The 17,213-nt window shown below is 75.0% G+C and carries 16 protein-coding genes and 1 pseudogene; 10 read left to right on the top strand and 7 right to left on the bottom strand.

Annotated features, from left to right (window positions below; all coding sequences use genetic code 11):
* Positions 1–53 precede the first annotated feature (53 nt).
* Complete coding sequence (locus ACFWXO_RS28580; protein ID WP_380527091.1) at positions 54–494, bottom strand: VOC family protein; 441 nt, start codon at positions 492–494, stop codon at positions 54–56.
* A gap of 161 nt (positions 495–655) precedes the next feature.
* Between ACFWXO_RS28580 and ACFWXO_RS28575 the strand changes: the two genes are divergently transcribed.
* The 3 genes from ACFWXO_RS28575 (at position 656) to ACFWXO_RS28565 (ending at position 4,330) form a co-directional block, all read left to right on the top strand.
* Positions 656–2,233, top strand: coding sequence for an alpha/beta fold hydrolase (locus ACFWXO_RS28575; protein WP_380527089.1), 1,578 nt, complete (start codon positions 656–658; stop codon positions 2,231–2,233).
* Between the two features lie 82 nt (positions 2,234–2,315).
* Positions 2,316–3,017: a response regulator transcription factor gene (locus tag ACFWXO_RS28570; RefSeq protein ID WP_380408237.1), complete on the top strand. Its 702-nt coding sequence runs from the start codon at positions 2,316–2,318 to the stop codon at positions 3,015–3,017.
* Entirely contained in the window at positions 3,017–4,330 is a 1,314-nt protein-coding gene (locus ACFWXO_RS28565; protein WP_380527087.1) for an ATP-binding protein, read from the top strand. Before ACFWXO_RS28570 ends, ACFWXO_RS28565 begins: the two co-directional genes overlap by 1 nt.
* 25 nt (positions 4,331–4,355) lie before the next feature.
* Here the strand turns inward: ACFWXO_RS28565 and ACFWXO_RS28560 are convergent, their stop codons facing one another.
* From ACFWXO_RS28560 to ACFWXO_RS28545, 4 genes are all read right to left on the bottom strand, one after another.
* Complete coding sequence (locus tag ACFWXO_RS28560; RefSeq protein ID WP_380527085.1) at positions 4,356–4,964, bottom strand: response regulator; 609 nt, start codon at positions 4,962–4,964, stop codon at positions 4,356–4,358.
* The gene (locus tag ACFWXO_RS28555; protein ID WP_380527083.1) at positions 4,961–6,133 is read right to left on the bottom strand and encodes a sensor histidine kinase; all 1,173 of its coding nucleotides are present in this window, start codon (positions 6,131–6,133) and stop codon (positions 4,961–4,963) included. Before ACFWXO_RS28555 ends, ACFWXO_RS28560 begins: the two co-directional genes overlap by 4 nt.
* 13 nt (positions 6,134–6,146) lie before the next feature.
* Complete coding sequence (locus tag ACFWXO_RS28550) at positions 6,147–6,563, bottom strand: hypothetical protein (protein ID WP_380527082.1); 417 nt, start codon at positions 6,561–6,563, stop codon at positions 6,147–6,149.
* A gap of 129 nt (positions 6,564–6,692) precedes the next feature.
* Complete coding sequence (locus ACFWXO_RS28545) at positions 6,693–7,628, bottom strand: class I SAM-dependent methyltransferase (protein ID WP_380527080.1); 936 nt, start codon at positions 7,626–7,628, stop codon at positions 6,693–6,695.
* A 456-nt stretch (positions 7,629–8,084) separates the two neighbouring features.
* Between ACFWXO_RS28545 and ACFWXO_RS28540 the strand changes: the two genes are divergently transcribed.
* The 6 genes from ACFWXO_RS28540 to ACFWXO_RS28515 all read left to right on the top strand — a co-directional run bounded on the left by ACFWXO_RS28540 (position 8,085) and on the right by ACFWXO_RS28515 (position 13,356).
* A complete protein-coding gene (locus ACFWXO_RS28540; RefSeq protein ID WP_380527078.1) occupies positions 8,085–9,827 on the top strand; it encodes an ATP-binding protein in 1,743 nt (580 codons plus the stop codon).
* 17 nt (positions 9,828–9,844) lie between these two features.
* Positions 9,845–10,231, top strand: a complete 387-nt coding sequence (locus ACFWXO_RS28535) for a roadblock/LC7 domain-containing protein (RefSeq protein WP_360231742.1) — start codon at positions 9,845–9,847, stop codon at positions 10,229–10,231.
* Between the two features lie 111 nt (positions 10,232–10,342).
* Positions 10,343–10,702, top strand: coding sequence for a DUF742 domain-containing protein (locus ACFWXO_RS28530; protein ID WP_350510307.1), 360 nt, complete (start codon positions 10,343–10,345; stop codon positions 10,700–10,702).
* Positions 10,683–11,300: an ATP/GTP-binding protein gene (locus tag ACFWXO_RS28525; RefSeq protein ID WP_380527076.1), complete on the top strand. Its 618-nt coding sequence runs from the start codon at positions 10,683–10,685 to the stop codon at positions 11,298–11,300. Before ACFWXO_RS28530 ends, ACFWXO_RS28525 begins: the two co-directional genes overlap by 20 nt.
* A 64-nt stretch (positions 11,301–11,364) precedes the next feature.
* On the top strand, positions 11,365–12,882 hold the full coding sequence (locus tag ACFWXO_RS28520) for a cytochrome P450 (protein WP_380527074.1): 1,518 nt from the start codon (positions 11,365–11,367) through the stop codon (positions 12,880–12,882).
* 129 nt (positions 12,883–13,011) lie between these two features.
* Positions 13,012–13,356, top strand: coding sequence for a hypothetical protein (locus ACFWXO_RS28515; protein ID WP_380527072.1), 345 nt, complete (start codon positions 13,012–13,014; stop codon positions 13,354–13,356).
* Between the two features lie 57 nt (positions 13,357–13,413).
* Here ACFWXO_RS28515 and ACFWXO_RS28510 read toward each other — a convergent pair whose 3' ends face one another.
* On the bottom strand, positions 13,414–15,045 hold the full coding sequence (locus tag ACFWXO_RS28510) for a purple acid phosphatase family protein (RefSeq protein ID WP_380527070.1): 1,632 nt from the start codon (positions 15,043–15,045) through the stop codon (positions 13,414–13,416).
* A gap of 133 nt (positions 15,046–15,178) precedes the next feature.
* Positions 15,179–16,858: a murein biosynthesis integral membrane protein MurJ gene (gene murJ, locus ACFWXO_RS28505; protein WP_380527068.1), complete on the bottom strand. Its 1,680-nt coding sequence runs from the start codon at positions 16,856–16,858 to the stop codon at positions 15,179–15,181.
* A gap of 118 nt (positions 16,859–16,976) precedes the next feature.
* Here murJ and ACFWXO_RS28500 point away from each other — a divergent pair.
* A pseudogene (locus tag ACFWXO_RS28500) lies at positions 16,977–17,213 on the top strand (hypothetical protein); the annotation flags it as partial.

The raw sequence follows: 17,213 nt of genomic DNA, 5'->3' as shown, positions 1-17,213 counted from the left end.
CCCGGCCCGCGGCGCTCCCCCGTCGGACCGCACGCCCCGTGGCACGCCCCGGCTCAGCCCGTGGCCGGGCCCGCCGCCACGCAGAACTCGTTGCCCTCCGGGTCGGCCATCACCACGTGGTGCCCGTCGGCCTCCGCCAGCACCCGCCCGCCCGCCGCCGCCAGCCGCGCGGCCTCCGCGGTGACCCGGGCCCAGCGCTCGGCCGGACCGCCGTGGCCCGGCACCCGGATGTCGATGTGCAGCCGGTTCTTCGCCCGCTTCGGCTCGGGCACTCGGAGGATGGACAGCCGGGGACCGACCCCCTGCGGGTCGCAGAGCCAGGCGCCGTCGTCCGCCGAGTCGTCCTCCGGCAGGTCGAACTGGGCGAGCCACTCCGCGCGCGTGCGGAACGGGGGCGGTGGCGGCTCGTCCACGTACCCCAGGGCCGTCCGCCAGAACGCGGCGAGGAGCTGCGCGTCCGCGCAGTCGAGGGTCAGATCGATCCGGGCTGCCATGACCAGGACCGTACCGCCCCGCTCCGACATCCGCGTCCGGGCCCGGTCGCCACGGCCGGTGAGAGTTCTTACACGCCTTTGTCATCGCTCTGCCGAACGCCTGACGCGCCCCAGGCAAGGTCGTTCCCACACCGACCGCAGGACGCCAGGAGGGCACCGCGATGACCGCGATCACGCACACCACCCCGACCACCCCGACCACCACCCCGAAGCGGGCCCGCCGGGGCGGCCTGGCCGCCGCCGCGCTGGCCGTCCTCGCCACGGCGCTCCCGATCGGCGCCCTCCCCTCCCCCGCCCAGGCGGCGCCCGCCGGCGCCGAGGGCCGGCCCGCCTGGTGCCCGACCGTCCCCGGGCACCGGGTCGACTGCACCACGATGCGCCGCCCGCTGGTCGCCGACGAGCCCGGCCTGGGCACCATCGGCGTCAGCCACGCCGTGGTGCGCCACAGCCGCCCCGGCCCGGCCCTGGGCACCATCGCGCTCAACCCGGGCGGCCCCGGCGAGACCATGATCGACCGCGCCGGGCAGGTGAGCACGGCACTCCAGGGAGTGCTGGACGACTACGACCTGCTCCTGCTGGACCCGCGCGGCACCGGCCGCTCCGGCCGGCTGCCCTGCGACGTCACCGAGGCCGAGTACCGCTGGGCCCCGCGGGCCGACCAGCGCGAGCTGGTCGCCGACTGCGCCGAGGAGCTCGGCCCGCGCGCCCGCGGCTACACCAGCGCCGCCACCGCCGACGACCTCGACGCGGCCCGCGAGCGCCTGGGCGCCCCCAAGCTGGTCCTGTACGGCCTCTCGTACGGCACCTACCTGATGCCGGTCTACGCCGACCGCCACCCCGAGCGGGTCGACCGGATGGTGCTGTCCGGCGCCTACCCCCTCGCCTTCGACTCGCTGGCCCGCCCCGGCGCCCAGCAGGTGTCGCTGACGCTGCGCCGGATCTGCGAGCGCAGCGGCTCCTGCGACCCGGACACCGTGGTGCACGACCTCGCCGCCGTCACCGAGCGGCTGCGCACCCGCCCGCTCAAGGTGGCCGCCACGGTCGACGGCCGCAAGCGCACCGTGGCGTTCACCGAGGACAAGCTCGCCAACCTGATGTACGAGCCCGCCACCCGCGGCATCGGCCTGCACCCCGGCGAGCCCGGCCTGCTCGGCGCCCTGCCCGCCGCCCTGCACGCCCTCGCCGCCGGCGACGAGGCGCCGCTGACCGCCCTGGTGCGCGGCCAGATCGAGGGCACCGGCACCGAGGACCAGGCCTCCTTCCTGGCCGTCACCTGCAACGACTACGCCCGTGCCTGGGACCAGGACGCCCCGGTCGCGGAGCGCCGCCGCCAGTACCGCGCCGCCCTGGCCGCCACCGACCCGGCCGACTTCGGGGCGTTCAGCGCCAAGGGCTGGGCCGAGGGGCAGACCGACGGCGGGGACAACTGCCTGAACTGGCCGCGCCGGGGCACCGCCCGCCCGCAGCCGACCGACCTGCGGAACGTGCCCGACGTCCCCGTCCTGGTGCTCTCCGGGGACCTCGACACCAACACCCCCGAGCTCAACTCCCGCCGTGCGGCCGCCCAGTTCAAGCACAGCGCGTTCGTCTCGGTGCCCAACAGCGGACACGTCCCGGAGATGGAGTCCACCGGCTGCACCCTGGAGATCGCCGGCCGCTTCATCCGCACCGGCGAGGTCGGCGACACCTCCTGCCTGGCGGGCGTCCCGCCGGTGCCGGTCGTCCCCGTCCCGCGCTGACCCGGCTCCGAGCCGCCCACGGACCGCCCCCGACCGCCCCCCGGCCGCCATGACCACGCCCGCCACCAGCGAAGATGACGCCATGACAGATCCCACCGCCGCCCGGCGCACCGTCCTGGTCGTCGAGGACGACCCCGGCGTCCGCAACACCCTCGACCACCTGCTCCGCTTCGAGGGCTACCGGGTGCTCACCACCGCCGACGGCCAGGAGGCCCTGGAGCTCCTGGAACACCGGCGCCCCGACCTCGCGGTGGTGGACGTGGTCATGCCCCGGCTCGACGGCCTCGCGCTGTGCCGGATGCTGCGCCGGCGCGGCGACCGGCTGCCCGTCCTGGTCCTCACCGCCCGCCACCAGCTCGGCGACCGGGTCGCCGGGCTGGACGCGGGCGCCGACGACTACCTCGCCAAGCCCTTCGCCACCGAGGAACTGCTGGCCCGGATACGCGCCCTGCTGCGCCGCACCGAGCCGGTCGGCGCCGAGAGCGCCGACCTCGGCCTGGACGACCTCGCCCTGGACCCGGCCGCCCGCCGGGCCCACCGCGGCGGCCGCCCGCTCGACCTCACCAAGACCGAGTTCGACCTGCTGGAGCTGCTGCTGCGCAACCAGGGCACCGTGCTGACCCGGTACCAGATCTACGAGCGGATCTGGGGCTACGACTTCGACACCGACTCCCGCTCGCTCGACGTGTACGTCGGCTACCTGCGCCGCAAGACCGAGGAGCACGGCGCACCCCGGCTGATCCACACCGTGCGCAACGTCGGCTACACCGCCCGGACCGCCTGATGCTGCGCGCCAGGATCGGCCTGGTCGTCCTCGCCTCCGTGCTGCTCGCGATCGCCGTGCCGGTCGTCGCCGCCTACCGCGGCGTCACCACCCTGGTCGCCGACCAGCTCGACCTGAGCCTGGCGGACCGGGCCGACACCGTGCTCGCCGCCGTGGACCTCGACCGTGTCCCGATCGCCCGGCCCGACACCGTCGAACAGCTGCTGGCCCCCGACGGCACCGCCCGCCCGCTCACCCCGGGCGCGGCGGCGCTGCCGGTCTCGGACCGGGCCCGCGAGGTGGCCCGCACCGGGCAGGGCTCCCACCAGGAGGACGTCGAGATCGACGGCACTCCGTACGGCCTGCTCACCAAGGCCCGCTCCGACGGGCGGGGCGCGGTGACGGTCGGCCAGACCTACGCCGGGGTGACGGCCGTCGACGAGGCCTTCCTGCTGCGGATCACCTGGACCAGTGTCGCCGCCGCGGTCGGCTCCGCGCTGCTCAGCTGGCTCGTGCTGGGCCGCATCCTGCGCCCGGTGCGGCGGCTGGCCCACGCCGCCGAGCACATCACCACCACCCGCGACCTGACCACCCCGCTGCCCGCCGCCGGACGTGACGAGGTCGGCCGCCTCACCCGCGCCTTCGACGCGATGGTGGGCGCGCTGCGGCGCTCCCGGGAGCAGCAGCAGCGCCTGGTGCAGGACGCCAGCCACGAGCTGCGCACCCCGCTGACCTCGGTGCGCGGCTGCGCCGAACTCCTCCAGCGGGCCCGCGGCCGGCTCGCCCCCGCGGACGAGGAGCAGATCCTCGGCACCCTGGTCACCGAGACCGTCGCACTGGACGAACTCGTGCGCGAGCTGGTCGAGTTGGCCACCGACCAGTGGACGGCGGAGGACCCGGAGCCAGTCGACCTGCCGGCCGCCGCCGAGGACAGCGCCCGCCGCTTCCGCCGCCGCACCGGCCGGGAGATCACCGTCACCACCGACGGGCCGGTGCCGGTGCTGGCCCGCCCGCGCGCGCTCCAGCGCTGCGTGGACAACCTGGTCGGCAACGCCGTCAAGTTCAGCCCGGACGGCACCCCGGTGGAGATCCGGGTCACCGGCGGCCGGCTGGCCGTGCGCGACCAGGGGCCGGGCATCGCCCCGGGCGACCGGCAGGCCGTGTTCGAGCGCTTCTACCGCGCGGCGGGTACCCAGTCCACCCCGGGCTCGGGGCTGGGCCTGGCCATCGTCCACGACCTGGTCGCCGCCGACCACGGCTCGGTGTTCGCCACGGCCGCCCCCTCCGGCGGCGCCGAGGTCGGCTTCCGGCTGCCCCCGGCGCCCGGCGGGTGAGGGGCTACGCCCGGCGGGTGAGGGGCTACAGCCAGCCGCGTTCGTCGGCGGCGCGCAGCGCCTCGGTGCGGTTGCGGGTGCCGGTCTTGGCGATGGCCGAGGAGAAGTAGTTCCGGACGGTCCCCTCGGAGAGGTAGAGCTTCCCGGCGATCTCGGCGACTCCGGCGCCGGAGCGGGTGGCGTTCAGGACGTCGCGTTCGCGGGCGGTGAGCGGGGAGGTGCCGGCCGCGAGGGTGGCGGCGGCGAGTTCCGGGTCGACCACCCGCTCGCCCACCGCGACCCGGCGGACGGCGTCGGCCAGCACCTCGGCCGGGGCGTCCTTCACCACGAAGCCGAGCGCGCCCGCCTCCATCGCCCGGCGCAGGTAGCCGGCCCGGCCGAAGGTGGTGAGGATGACCACCCGGCAGCCGGGCACCTCCTGGGCGAGCACCGCGGCCGCCGCGAGGCCGTCCAGTCCGGGCATCTCGATGTCCAGCAGGGCGACGTCCGGCCGGTGCTCGCGGGCGGCCTCGACGACCTGGTCGCCGCGTCCGACGGCGGCGACCACCTCGAAGTCGTCCTCCAGGTCGAGCAGGGCGCGCAGCGCGGTGCGGACCAGCTCCTGGTCCTCGGCGAGCAGCAGGCGGATCGTCATGTCGTCCCTTCGGGGCGGGAGTCGGGCGGCCGGACGGTGACCAGCAGGCGCCACCCGCGCGGGTCGAGCGGGCCGGCCTCGACCGTACCGCCCGCCGCCGCGACGCGTTCGCGCAGCCCGGTCAGCCCCTTGCCGCCGCCGACCAGCCCGGCGCCGGGGCCGCCTGCCGCTCCCCGGCCGTCGTCGCGGATCTCCACCGAGGTCGCGGTCAGCAGCACCGAGCAGCGGGCGGCCCGGGCGTGCCGGACGACGTTGGTGAGGCCCTCCCGCAGCACCCAGCCGAAGAGTTCGCGCTGGTCCGGTCCGACCGCGTCGGCCGCCGAGGGCAGGTCGGCCACCACCCCGGCGGCGCGCAGCAGTTCGCGGCCGCGGGCGAGTTCGCCCGTCACGGTGACCTCGCGGTAGCCGGAGACCGCGGCCCGTACGTCGGCCAGGGCCTGGCGGGAGAGCGTCTCCACGGCGCTCATCTCCGCCACCGCCTGGTCCACGTCCTTGACCGCCAGCCGTTGGGCCAGGCGGGACTTGACGGTGATCGCGGTGAGCGAGTGGCCGAGCAGGTCGTGCAGGTCGCGGGCGATCCGGTTGCGTTCCGCCTCGGAGGCGAGCCGGGCGACCTCGGCCCGGGCGGCCACCAGGGCCTGGTTGGTGGCGGCGATCTCGGCGAAGGCGCCGCAGGTGAGCGAGGTGAACAGCAGGGCGAGCGCCTGGAACCCGCCGGGCCCGGTGTGCCAGGCCGGCACCGCCCAGGGCAGCAGCAGGGCGGCGAGGGTGCCGCCGGCCACCACGGGGACGGTGTACTTGCGCCACAGCACGGCGACCACCGAGACCAGCACGGTGGCCAGGAAGAAGGCGTCCGCGTGGGCGGACGGCAGCGCGGCCAGGAACAGCGCGGTCATCACGGCCAGCAGCGCTTTGATCCACCGCGTCCGCTGCGGCCCGGTGCGCCCGAGGGTGAGCGCGAGCAGGACGTAGCAGAGGCAGAACGCGACGACGACGGCGTACCCGGCGAGCGCCGCCGTGCCGCTGGCGTTGCCGCTCATGGCCACCGCGGTCAGCGCCGGGAAGACCAGCATCCCGGCGCCCAGCAGTATCCGCCGCAGGCCCCCCGCCCAGCGGTGGGCGGGGGCCGGCGTGCCCTCCCGGTCGAGGTCGGTCACCCTGTCGGTCACCTTCTGTCCTTCCTCAGGGCCGGGCGGCGAACAGCGTGCGCAGCTGCCGTCCGTTGAGCAGCACAGCCGCCCCGGCGAGGGCGAGGCCGCACAGGCCCTGTTCGATCTTCATCCAGACCGGGAAGACGCCCGGCACCGCGATGATCGCAGCAATCGCGACCAGCATGACGCCGGAGATGATCCGCAGCCGCCGGAAGGCGCCGCGGGAGCCGCGCGCCGCCCGGACGGTCAGCAGCAGGGTGACGGCGGCGCTGACCAGGACGATGGTGCCGCGCACCCACACGGACGGGGTGATCAGGTCCGTGTGGGAGCGGAGGGCGAAGGCCGCCAGCATGGTGAGCGCGCTGAGGCCGAGGTAGACGAGCACGAGGTGCCGTACGGTGCGGAAGGCCCGACGGGTGTCGGGGTGGTGCAGGTCGGTGGAGGTCATGGCTTCATCGTGGCCGTCGGACCGGGGTGGTCGGCAGTGTGCTGCCACACCGCCGGACCGTGACATTTGTCAGCCCCTCGCCACCGGCTGCGCCCCGGCGCCCGACCGGCTGCGCCCCGGCGCCCGGGCTCAGCCGAGGCGGACCCGGGTGCACCTGGTCACGTACGGCACGGCGATCTCGTCCCGGCCGGCCAGGTCGGGGTGGGTGGCGAGCAACTGCTCGACGTCGGCCAGCAGCCGGGCGCGGTCGGCCTCGGGCAGGGCGATGACGTAACTGCGGGAGGCGACCATGTCGAGGACGCCGGCCGGGGTGGTGGGGTGCTCCCAGCGGATCTCCAGTCGCTCGGGGGCGCCGAAGGGGGCCGGCAGGTCCGGTGCGGTGTCGAGCCGCTGACGGTCCGAGCGGTGCATCAGGGCGCCGAGTTCGGCCGCCCACGGCTCGGTCTCGTCCCGGACGTTCCAGATCAGGGCGAGGGTCCCGCCGGGGGCGAGCACCCGGGCGATCTCCGGGACGGCCGTGGCCCGGTCGAACCAGTGCCAGGCCTGGGCGACCACGACCGCGTCCACACTGGCATCGGGCAGCGGGATGCGTTCGGCCGAGCCGGCCCGTACGGCGGCCTTCGGCACGGCGGCGGCCAGCCGGTCGCGCATCTGCGGGTCGGGTTCGACCGCGACCACGTCCAGCCCGGCCTCGACCAGCATCCCGGTCAACTTGCCGGTGCCGGCGCCCAGGTCGAGCACCCGTCGGGCCTCGCGGGGCACCGCGGAGCCGATCAGGGCCTGCGGGTAGCCGGGCCGGCCCTGCTGGTAGGCGGTGGCCGCGAGGCCGAAGGAGCGCGCGCGCAGCCGGCCGGCCCAGCGGCGGGTGGCGCCCTGGCGGGTCATCCCGCAGGCGCGGCCGATCTCCTCCCAGGTCGCCTGCCGGCCGCGCCGCAGCTCCTCGACCAGGTCCGTGCGCCGTTCCTCCAGCGCCTCGATCGTCTCCGAGAGCCGGTGCAGGCCGTCCAGCCCGCCACCTGCGGCCACCTGGGCCGCCACCCGCCGTCCGGGGTCGTTGTCGTCCATGGCCCGCACTGTAGGGGCGGACCGCCGAGGGCGTCAACGGTCATTGCTCGCTGGCGCAACAGATGTTGCGCCACGCCGGGACGTCCCCCGGAGGAGTGATCACCGCGCACCGCGAGCCGCTCGTAGCACGAACTCGTCTCTGATCGTGGCGACTTGGGCCGGAAACCCTTCACATGGGCGAATCCCGGCCGGGTTGCCGGTGCGCGGGCGGCCGGGCGAGAAGCCTGGTGACGGGCGGTGGCCGACCGGACTCCGACAGGTGTGCGAGATGTCGGTCATGTCCGGCAAGTTGCCACAAGTCGGTTGACGGACAGTATTTTTGAGTTTCGGTCAGGATTGTCCTGAACTTGGCTATGCTGCAGCACCACGCCTCCGGAGCCGGTCGTCGCCCGACCCCGTTCGTTCCCACCCGTTCCCGACTTCTGTTCCGATCGTCCGATCGTTTGAGGATGCCGAATGCTTCGAGCTGGTACGTCACCCACCAGACGGCGCCCCGCGCCCCTGCTCGGCTGGATACTGCCCACCGCCGTGATGGCTGCGGCGGTCGCGGTCGCCGCGGTGGTGGTGTCGGCCGGAGCCCGGGCCCAGGTGCTGTGGTGCGGGGCGACGGCCACCGTGCTGGTCGCGGTGGTGGCCGCCGAGTCCGCCCGCCGCGGGCGGGCCCTCGCCGACCTGCGGGACGAACACACCCGGCGCGTCGAGGAGTTGCACCGCAAGCTGGCCGGGCAGGAGGACGAGCTGGAGCGGATGGCCACCGGCGAACTGCGCCGGCTCGTCGGCGGCGCCCGGTACGGCTCCTCGATCGACGTGCTGCTCCAGCCCTTCCAGCGCCCGAACCCGCTGCTGTCACGGAAGTTCCGCGCCTCGCTGGAGCAGGTGGTGCGCGGCATCGCCCAGGCCGTCGACGACGAGGTCAGCCGGCGCGACTCCGCCGAGCGCGCCTTCGTCAACCTGGCCCGCCGGGTCCAGGCGATCATCCACCGCCAGGCCAAGGACCTGCGGGAGATGGAGGACCGGCACGGCAACGACCCGGCGGTCTTCGACGACCTGCTGCGCCTCGACCACGGCAACGCCCTGGTCGGCCGCCTCGCCGACTCCATCGCCGTGCTCTCCGGCGCCCGGCCCGGCCGCCAGTGGACCCGCCCGATCGCCCTCTACAGCGTGCTGCGCGGCGGGATGTCCCGGATCCTCGAGTACCAGCGGGTCGACCTCCACCCGGTCACCCAGATCTCGGTCACCGGACCGGCCGTCGAACCCCTGATCCACGCCGTGGCCGAGCTGCTCGACAACGCCACCCGCTACTCCCCGCCGCACACCCACGTCCACCTGAGCGCCTCCGAGGTGCAGAGCGGGATAGCGATCGAGGTCGAGGACGGCGGCCTCGGACTCACCGACGAGGCCCGCATCCGGGCCGAGCGCTCGATGCGCGAGGCCATGGTGTCCAAGGACTTCGACGACCTCACCGAGTCCCCCCGGCTGGGCTTCGCCATCCTCGGCCGGCTCTGCCAGGCGTACGGCTTCCAGGTGTCGCTGCGCCGCTCCGCGTACGGCGGCGTGCGCGCGGTGCTGGTGGTGCCGCAGGAACTGCTCACCACCGCTCCCCCGACCGGGCGGGCGCACGGCATCGGCGCCTTCTCCGGGCCGCGGCCGCTCCCGGCCAACCCGCCCCGGCACGCGGCCCCCGCCCGGCCCTGGGGCGCCCGGACCACCCCGGCCGGTGCCGGGTCGGCCGGTGCCGGGGCGCCCGGCGGGCCGGGGCACCCGACCCTGGGCACCGCCGCCGAACCGGCGCGGTCCGCCGGCATCGGGCCCTCCTTCGGCGCCACCACCCCCTGGGGGCCGTCCCCCGCCGCGGCCGGGGACGACGAGGTGGTCGTCACCGAGCGCACCCCCAACGGCCTGCCCCAGCGCCGCCGCAGCCGCCCCACCGGCCGGGCCGCCTTCGCCACGCCCCCGCGCGGCACCGCCCAGCCCAGCGGCCCCACCGCCGGGCCCGCCGCCGGACCGGCCGCCCCGGCGCCCCGCCCCAAGAAGCAGCCCGGCCTGTGGCTGGAGGCCTTCATGGAGGGCTACAAGGGCACCGGCGGCACCAAGGACGCCACCCCGGGCAACCCCCCGGGCACCACCTCGGGCACCACCCCGCAGCACAGCGCCGGACAGCCCGGTACCGAAGAGACGGCAGCGAAAGGCGAGCAGTGATTCCGCACCGCAGCAACATGGACTGGATCCTCAACGACCTCGCACACAGCGTCCCGTACGTGCGCCACGTCATCGTGCTGTCCGCCGACGGCCTGCGGATCGCCCAGTACGGCGCCGACCCCGACACCGCCGACCGGCTGGCCGCCGCCTGCGCCGGGCTGCAGAGCCTGGCCGCCGCCGTCGGGCACGAGTTCCCGCACGGCAACGGCGCGATGAAGCTGGTCGTCATCGAGGTGGACGGCGGCTACTTCTACCTGATGTCGGCCGGCGACCGCGCCTACCTCGCGGTGCTCGCCGACGAGGGCGTGGACGCCGGGCTGGTCAGCCACCAGATGCGCGACCTGGTCGACCGGATCGGCGAGCACCTCTCCACCCCGCCGCGCAACCCGGAGGTGGTCGCGTGAGCCGCCGCACCGCGGCCCCGGCAGCGGCCCTGGCGACGACCCCCGCAGCGGCCCCGACCAGCACCCCCGGCCCCCGGGCGGGCACGTGAACGAGCACAGTGAGGCAGTGACATGACCGCCGACCAGGGCGGCTGGGACGGACCCGAGCCCGATCGCCTGTACGTGATCACCCGCGGCCGCAGCGGCCCCTCCGGGCCGGGCGTCTTCGACCTGGTCACCCTGATCGTCTCCCTCGCGGAGCCCACTCCCGCCATGCAGCCCGAGCACGCGGCGATCCTGCGGCTGTGCCGCTCGCCGCTCTCGGTGGCGGAGGTCTCCGCCTACCTCGAACTGCCCACGAGCGTGGTCACCGTCCTGCTGGCGGACCTCCTCGACGACGGGCGGATCGAGGCCCGTTCCGCCGTGCCCGCGGCGGAACTCCCCGACCGTGCCCTGTTGGAGGCGGTGATCCATGGACTTCAGCGGCTCTGACACCGTCGTCGGCCCGGCGAGCGCGGACCTGCTGCCCGACACCGTCACCACGGCCGTCAAGGTGGTGATCGTCGGCGGCTTCGGCGTCGGCAAGACCACCCTGGTCGGCGCGGTCAGCGAGATCCGTCCGCTGACCACCGAGGAGACCATGACCCAGGCCGGGGTCGGCGTGGACGACCCGACCGGGGTCGAACGCAAGACCTCCACCACGGTGGCCATGGACTTCGGCCGGATCAGCATCAGCGACAAACTCGTGCTGTACGTCTTCGGCACCCCCGGGCAGGAGCGGTTCTGGTTCCTCTGGAACGGCCTGTTCGAGGGCGCGCTGGGCGCCGTCGTCCTGGTGGACACCCGTCGGCTGGAGGTCAGCTTCGAGGTGATCGGCCGCCTGGAGGACCGCGGCGTGCCCTTCGTGGTGGCCGTCAACGGCTTCCCCGAGGCGCCCAGTTACGCCCTCGACGAGCTGCGCCAGGCGCTCGACCTGCCGGCCGAGGTGCCGATCGTCGCCTGCGACGCGCGCAGCCGGCAGTCCAGCCGGGACACCCTGATGACGCTGATGCACTACCTGTACGAGCTGGCCGCACCGCCCGCGGGCTGAGGCCCGCTCCCGCGGCCCCCACCCCCGTCGTACCGCTTCCGAACCTCGTGACCCGGAGACCCTGTTGACCACCCCGTTCCCCGACGACGAAGCCGCCCCCGTCCCGCCGCCCGGCTGCCCCGCCCACGGGCACGCCGTCGAGCCGACCGGCCCCGGCGGACTGCGCCGGCTGTACGGCCCCGAGGCCGAGGCCGACCCGGCGGGCCTCTACGAGAAGCTGCGCGCCGAACACGGCGACGTCGCCCCGGTGCTGCTGCACGGCGACCAGCGGGCCTGGCTGATCCTCGGCCACGCCGCCAACATCACCGCGATGCGCACCCCCTCGCTGTTCTCCCGCGACTCCCGGCTGTGGAGCGCCTTCCGCAACGACGAGGTCCCGCCCGACTCCCCGCTGCTGCCCGTGGTCGCCTGGCAGCCGATCTGCGTCTTCGCCGACGGCGAGGAGCACCGCCGGCTGCGCAACGCCCTGCTGGACGGCCTGAACGGCTTCGACCGGCGCGGCATCCGCCGCCACGTCCGCCGCTTCACCACCGACCTGGTCCAGGTCGTCGGGCCGACCGGCCGGGCCGAACTGATCACCCAGTTCGCCGAGCACCTGCCGATGCTGGTGATGACCAAGCTGCTCGGCATGCCCGACGAGTACGGGCCCCAACTCGTCGACGCCGCACGGGACCTGATGAAGGGCACCGAGACGGCCATCGCCAGCAACGAGTACGTGGTGGCGAGCCTGCGCCGCACCATCGCGATCAAGCACGAGTCCCCCGGCGACGACCTCACCAGCCGCCTGCTCGCCCACCCGGCCGGGCTGACCGACGACGAGGTGATGGAGCACCTGCGGGTGGTGCTGCTCGCCGCCAACGAGACCACCGTCAACCTGATCGCCGACTCCTTGAAGATGGTGCTCACCGACCCGCGCTTCCGCGCCCACCTGTCCGGCGGCCAGATGACCCTGGGCGAGGCGCTCGACCAGGTGCTCTGGGACTCCCCGCCGATGTCCCTGGTCGCCGGGCGCTGGGCCACCACCGACACCGAGCTGGGCGGCCAGCAGATCCTGGCCGGCGACCTCCTGCTGCTCGGCCTCGCCGCGGGCAACGTCGACCCGACCGTCCGGCCCGACCTCGCCACCCCGCTCTACGGCAACCGCTCCCACCTGTCCTTCGGGGCCGGACCGCACGAGTGCCCCGGGCAGGACATCGGCCGGCACGTCGCCGAGGCCGGGATCGACATCCTGCTCACCCTCCTGCCGGACCTCCGACTGGCCGTCCCCGAGGAGGAGTTGACCTGGAGCTCGGCCTGGATCTCGCGCCACCTGACGGCGCTGCCGGTGGAGTTCACGGCGCAGGAGATCGAGCCCGACCCGGAGTCGGTCGCCGAGGCGGAGCGGGCGGCGGAGGAGGCACGGGAGCTCGCCGAACGCGCACTGGCGGCCACCCAGCGGGCGGCCGCCCAGGCCGCGGCATCGGCGGCGGGGACGGAGGCGGCCTCGGCATCGACACCCGCTGACACCGCGACGACGACCGCGACCGTCCCCGCGCAGCGGCGCAGCTGGTGGGACGCCCTCACCGGCCTGTTCCGGCGCTGATCCCCGGCGCTGATCCCCGGGGCGACGTCCCCCGGGTGGCGGCGGCCGCTGAGCAGCGGTCGCCGCCCCGACTCGTCCGGATGCCCCGGTGCGCGTGCAACGCACCGGTTCTGCGACGACGTTGATGGGATGGACACCGTCATCGTGCTCGAACCCGACATCCCGACCAACGTCCGGCTCCTCGGCCCCGGCCACCAGCCGGCCGATCCGGAGAACCCGGTGCGCCTCGCGCACGCCGCCCCCGCGGAGGCCTCCGGCGTCTGCGGCCCGCTCACCCTGTGCGGCCTGGACACCTCCGGCATGACGCTCGCCCCGCACCGCTCCGCCGACCGGGGTCGGCCGCGTGCGCACTGGAACACCTGCCGGAACTGCCGCGCCGTCGAGGAGGGCGCGGCACCCCGCACCGCCGCTCGGGACGCCACGGGCGGACCGGGCGGACCGGGCTCAGCCGAGGGCGACGCCCTGGCCGGGTAGCCGGGTAGGCCGCCACCGGCCCCGCCCTGCCGTCGGCGCCGCCCCCGCATCTCCGCCTCAGCCGTGCCCGTCGGTGCGGCGGCGGTGCAGGGTGAAGGTGTCGACCGGGGTGAGGTCGCCGTGCGGGCCGTCGAAGGTGTAGTAGGTGACCCGCATCGTGGTGGTGCCGCCGCGGCGGTCGCCGGGGTCGACCTCGAAGGCGGCGAAGCCGTGGGTGTGGGTGCGGTCCTGGTAGGCGGCCCAGGGCGCGTCCTCGGTGAGCCAGATCGACTCCCGGTACGGCGCGCCCGGCGCGGGCTTGTCCGCCAGGCCGATCACCACCCGGCCCTGGGGGCGCTCGAACAGGTCGTCCTGGGTGGTGGCGGCGTTGCCCCCGGCACCGATGACCATGTGGACGGTGCCCCGTCCGGTGTCGGCCAGCCGGGGGTCGGTGCCGGTGGGCACCGGGGTGCGGGCGTCGTTCGGCAGGGTGCCGCGGACGGGGTGGGAGCGCTCGTAGTAGTGCTCGTGGCCGCTGACCACCAGGTCGACCCCGTAGGCGTCGAACAGCGGGCCCCAGGCCTCGCGGATGCCGAGGTCGCTGCCGGAGCCGTGCTGGGAGCTGGAGATCATCGGGTGGTGCATGCAGACCACGATCCAGTCGATCCCCCGGTCACCCCGGGCGGTGCGCAACTCCCGCTCCAGCCAGCGCTGCTGGGCGCCGCCGGAGTAGCCGCGCAGATAGGTCTCGCCGGAGTTCTGGATGGCGACGTCGTCGTTGGCGAGGCTGATGAAGCGCACCGAGCCGACGGTGAAGGCGTACCACATGCCCCGGGTCTCCTCGTCGCGGTCGGCGGCGGAGGCGGGGAGGGTGAAGTAGGCCTGGTAGCCGTCGGCGCCGATCGGGCCGTTGCCGCCCTCGTTCTCGTGGTTCCCGGCGCAGGGCATCCAGGGGCGCAGCCGTGTCGACCGGCTGTTGTTGATGAACCAGTCGGCCCAGATGGCGGTGCGGCTCTGCCCGTGCCGGCCGCCGTAGGAGGCGTAGCAGAGGTCGCCGTTGACCAGGTTGAACAGCGGGCCGACGCGTTCGACGGCGGCGACGATGTCGGCGGCGTGCGGGCTGCCGATCTGGCTGGTGGTGTACACCGGGTACTTGCCGAGCGGTGAGGGCATGCCGTCCGGGAAGTCCACCTTGCGGCGCAGGTTGGGGGTGGCCTGGTCGCCGAAGCTGGTGAAGGTGAAGGGGGTGCGGCCGCGCGGGGCGGTGGTGAACGTACCGGTCTCCGGGTTCGCGCCGTCGTGCCCGGCGCTGTACAGGTACGTGGTGGCCGGGCGCAGTCCGGTGAGCCGGGCGTGGTGGACGTACACCTCGTCCTTGCCGAGGGAGTCCCGGTAGGTGCGGGTCTCGGCCTCGACCGCCGCCCCGGTGCCGCCCTCGGGCGTGCCGAGCCGGACCAGCGGGCGCCGGACGGACTGCGGGGTGAGCCAGGAGACGGTCATCTCGGTGGCCGGGTCGGTGCCGAACTGCAGGTGCAGGCCGCTCACCGAGGGCGCGCCGATCCGGTGCGGCCTGGCCTGCAGCAGCGGGCTCGCGGGCGGGTCGCCCGCCCCGTCCTCCGCCGCCGCCGGCCCGGCGCCGGCACCCCCGCCGACCAGGGCGGCCCCGGCCGCCGACGTGCCCTTGAGGATGGACCTGCGTGCGATCGCCATGACGCTCCGTCTGCCGAGTGGGGGTTCGGGACCCGCAGCACTGTAACGACATGAGCATGCAAAGGCGATCACTTTTCCCGCGCCCGCCCGGAGCAGCCGCCACGCCCGCGCCCGGGGACACCGTCCGCGGCGGTCAGCCCAGCCCCGGCAGGCTCCGCAGTTCCCCGATCCGCAACAGCCGTGCGGCGACGAGGAACAGCAGCGCCATCGTGACGCCGCCCGCCAGTAGGGGGAGGGCCGGCGCCCAGGAGGCCGGGAGCGGGCCGTTCCCGCAGGAGCGGGCGACGACCCAGCCGACGCCTCCGGCCACCGCGGCGGCTGCGGTCAGCTTGGCGTACGTACGGCAGATCCGGCGGCCGTCCAGCAGCCCCCCGGTGCGGCGGCGCAGCCGCACCGCCGTGAGCAGCAGGCCGACCCCGTAGGACAGGGCGTAGGCGGCGGCCATGCCGGTGACCGCCCACCGGGCGGGCAGCAGCCAGTGGCAGGCCAGGGCCAGCGCGATGTCGACGCCGCCGATCCACAGCGCCGTCCGGAACGGCGTCCGGGTGTCCTCGAAGGCGTAGCAGCCGCGCAGCAGCAGGTACTGGGCCGAGAACGGGATCAGCCCCAGCCCGAAGGCCTGCAGCATGTGGCCCAGCGGAGCGGTCGTGGCGGCGTCGGCGGCACCGTGGGCGAACAGCAGTCGGGCGAGCTCCGGGCCGAAGGCGGCGAAGAAGAACGCCGCCGGGACGATCACCACCCCGCTGACCCGCAGCGCGCGGGAGAGGTCGGCGCGCAGGTCGTCGATCCGGTGCTCGGCCGCCGCCCGGCTCATTCGCGGGAGGAGCACGGTGATCAGCGACACCGTGACCACCGACTGGGGCAGCATCCAGATCTGCTGGGCGTAGCTGTAGGCGGTGTAGCCGACCCCGTCGCCGGGCAGCGCGGCGTCCGCGTCGGAGGCCAGCCTGGTCACCACGGTGCTCGCCACCAGGTTGGCGAGCACGAACAGCAGCGTCCAGCGGGCCGCGCCCACGCTGCCGCGCAGCCCGGTGCCCCGCCAGTCGAACCGCGGCCGCAGCCGGAAGCCCGCCGCCCGGGCGTACGGGACCAGGGCCAGTGCCTGGAGGGCCAGGGCGACGGTGGTGCCGATGCCCAGCAGCCGGACCTGGGCGCCGGTGATCTCCGCGACCGTCGCCGGGACGGTCAGCAGGCCGAGGTAGAGGCCGAACACCGTGATCAGCACCAGGTTGTTCAGGACCGGCGTCCACATCATCGCCCCGAACCGGTTCCGGGCGTTGAGGGTCTGCCCGAAGATGCCGAACACCCCGTAGAAGAAGATCTGCGGCAGCAGGAAGCGGGCGAAGACCACGGTCAGTTCGAAGGCCTCGTGGGTGGCCGGGGTGTCGTCCTGGTAGATGCCGATGATCGCGGGCGCCGCCCAGGTGGCCAGCGCGCTGCCGACGCCCAGCACGCACAGCACCAGGGTGACCAGCCGCTGCTCGAAGGCGACCCCGCCGTCCGCGTCCGCCACCCGGGACCGCACCAACTGCGGGACCAGCACCGAGTTCAGCGCACCGCCGATCAGCAGGAAGTACAGGCTGGTGGGCACCGTGTTGGCCTGGTTGTAGGTCGTGGCCAGCAGGCCGGTGCCCAACGCCGCGCCCTGCAGCACCTGCCGGATCAGCCCGGTGGCCCGGGACACCACCGTCCCGACGGCCATCAGCGCGGACGACCGCGCGACTCCGCCGGCCCCGGCCCGTCCGGGCGCGGCATGTCTCCCCCGCTGCCCCGTGGATCGCGGTGACCTCTCGGGCGACGTCTTCTCGATCATGGCCACAATCTACGGGCCGGGGCCACGACTTCCGGTCGTTCCTCCGCAACTCCGTTGTGATCCAATCCCGTTCCGGCCCACTGTGCACAGCTGCGCCCGGGGCCGGTAGGTTGTCGTGATGACCGATTCCCTCCCGCCCGGCGGCCTGGTGCTGGGTACGGACGAGCTGACCGACCGCTGGGCCGACGCGTGGCGGCCGGAACAGGCCGCGGAGCGGCTGGGCGGGTTCGGCGCGAGCTGGTGCGTCGCGGCGGGCTGGGCGCTGGACCTGTTCCTCGGGCGGCAGACGCGGCCGCCCCCCCCCCCGGGGGTTGCCCGCGGGGGGCGCGGGCGGTGCCCAGGGGCGCGGGCGCGC

It is taken from the genome of Kitasatospora sp. NPDC059088, from assembly GCF_042738155.1.
In the GTDB taxonomy this organism is placed as follows: Bacteria; Actinomycetota; Actinomycetes; order Streptomycetales; family Streptomycetaceae; genus Kitasatospora.
This window is presented reverse-complemented; position numbering and strand designations above follow the sequence as displayed.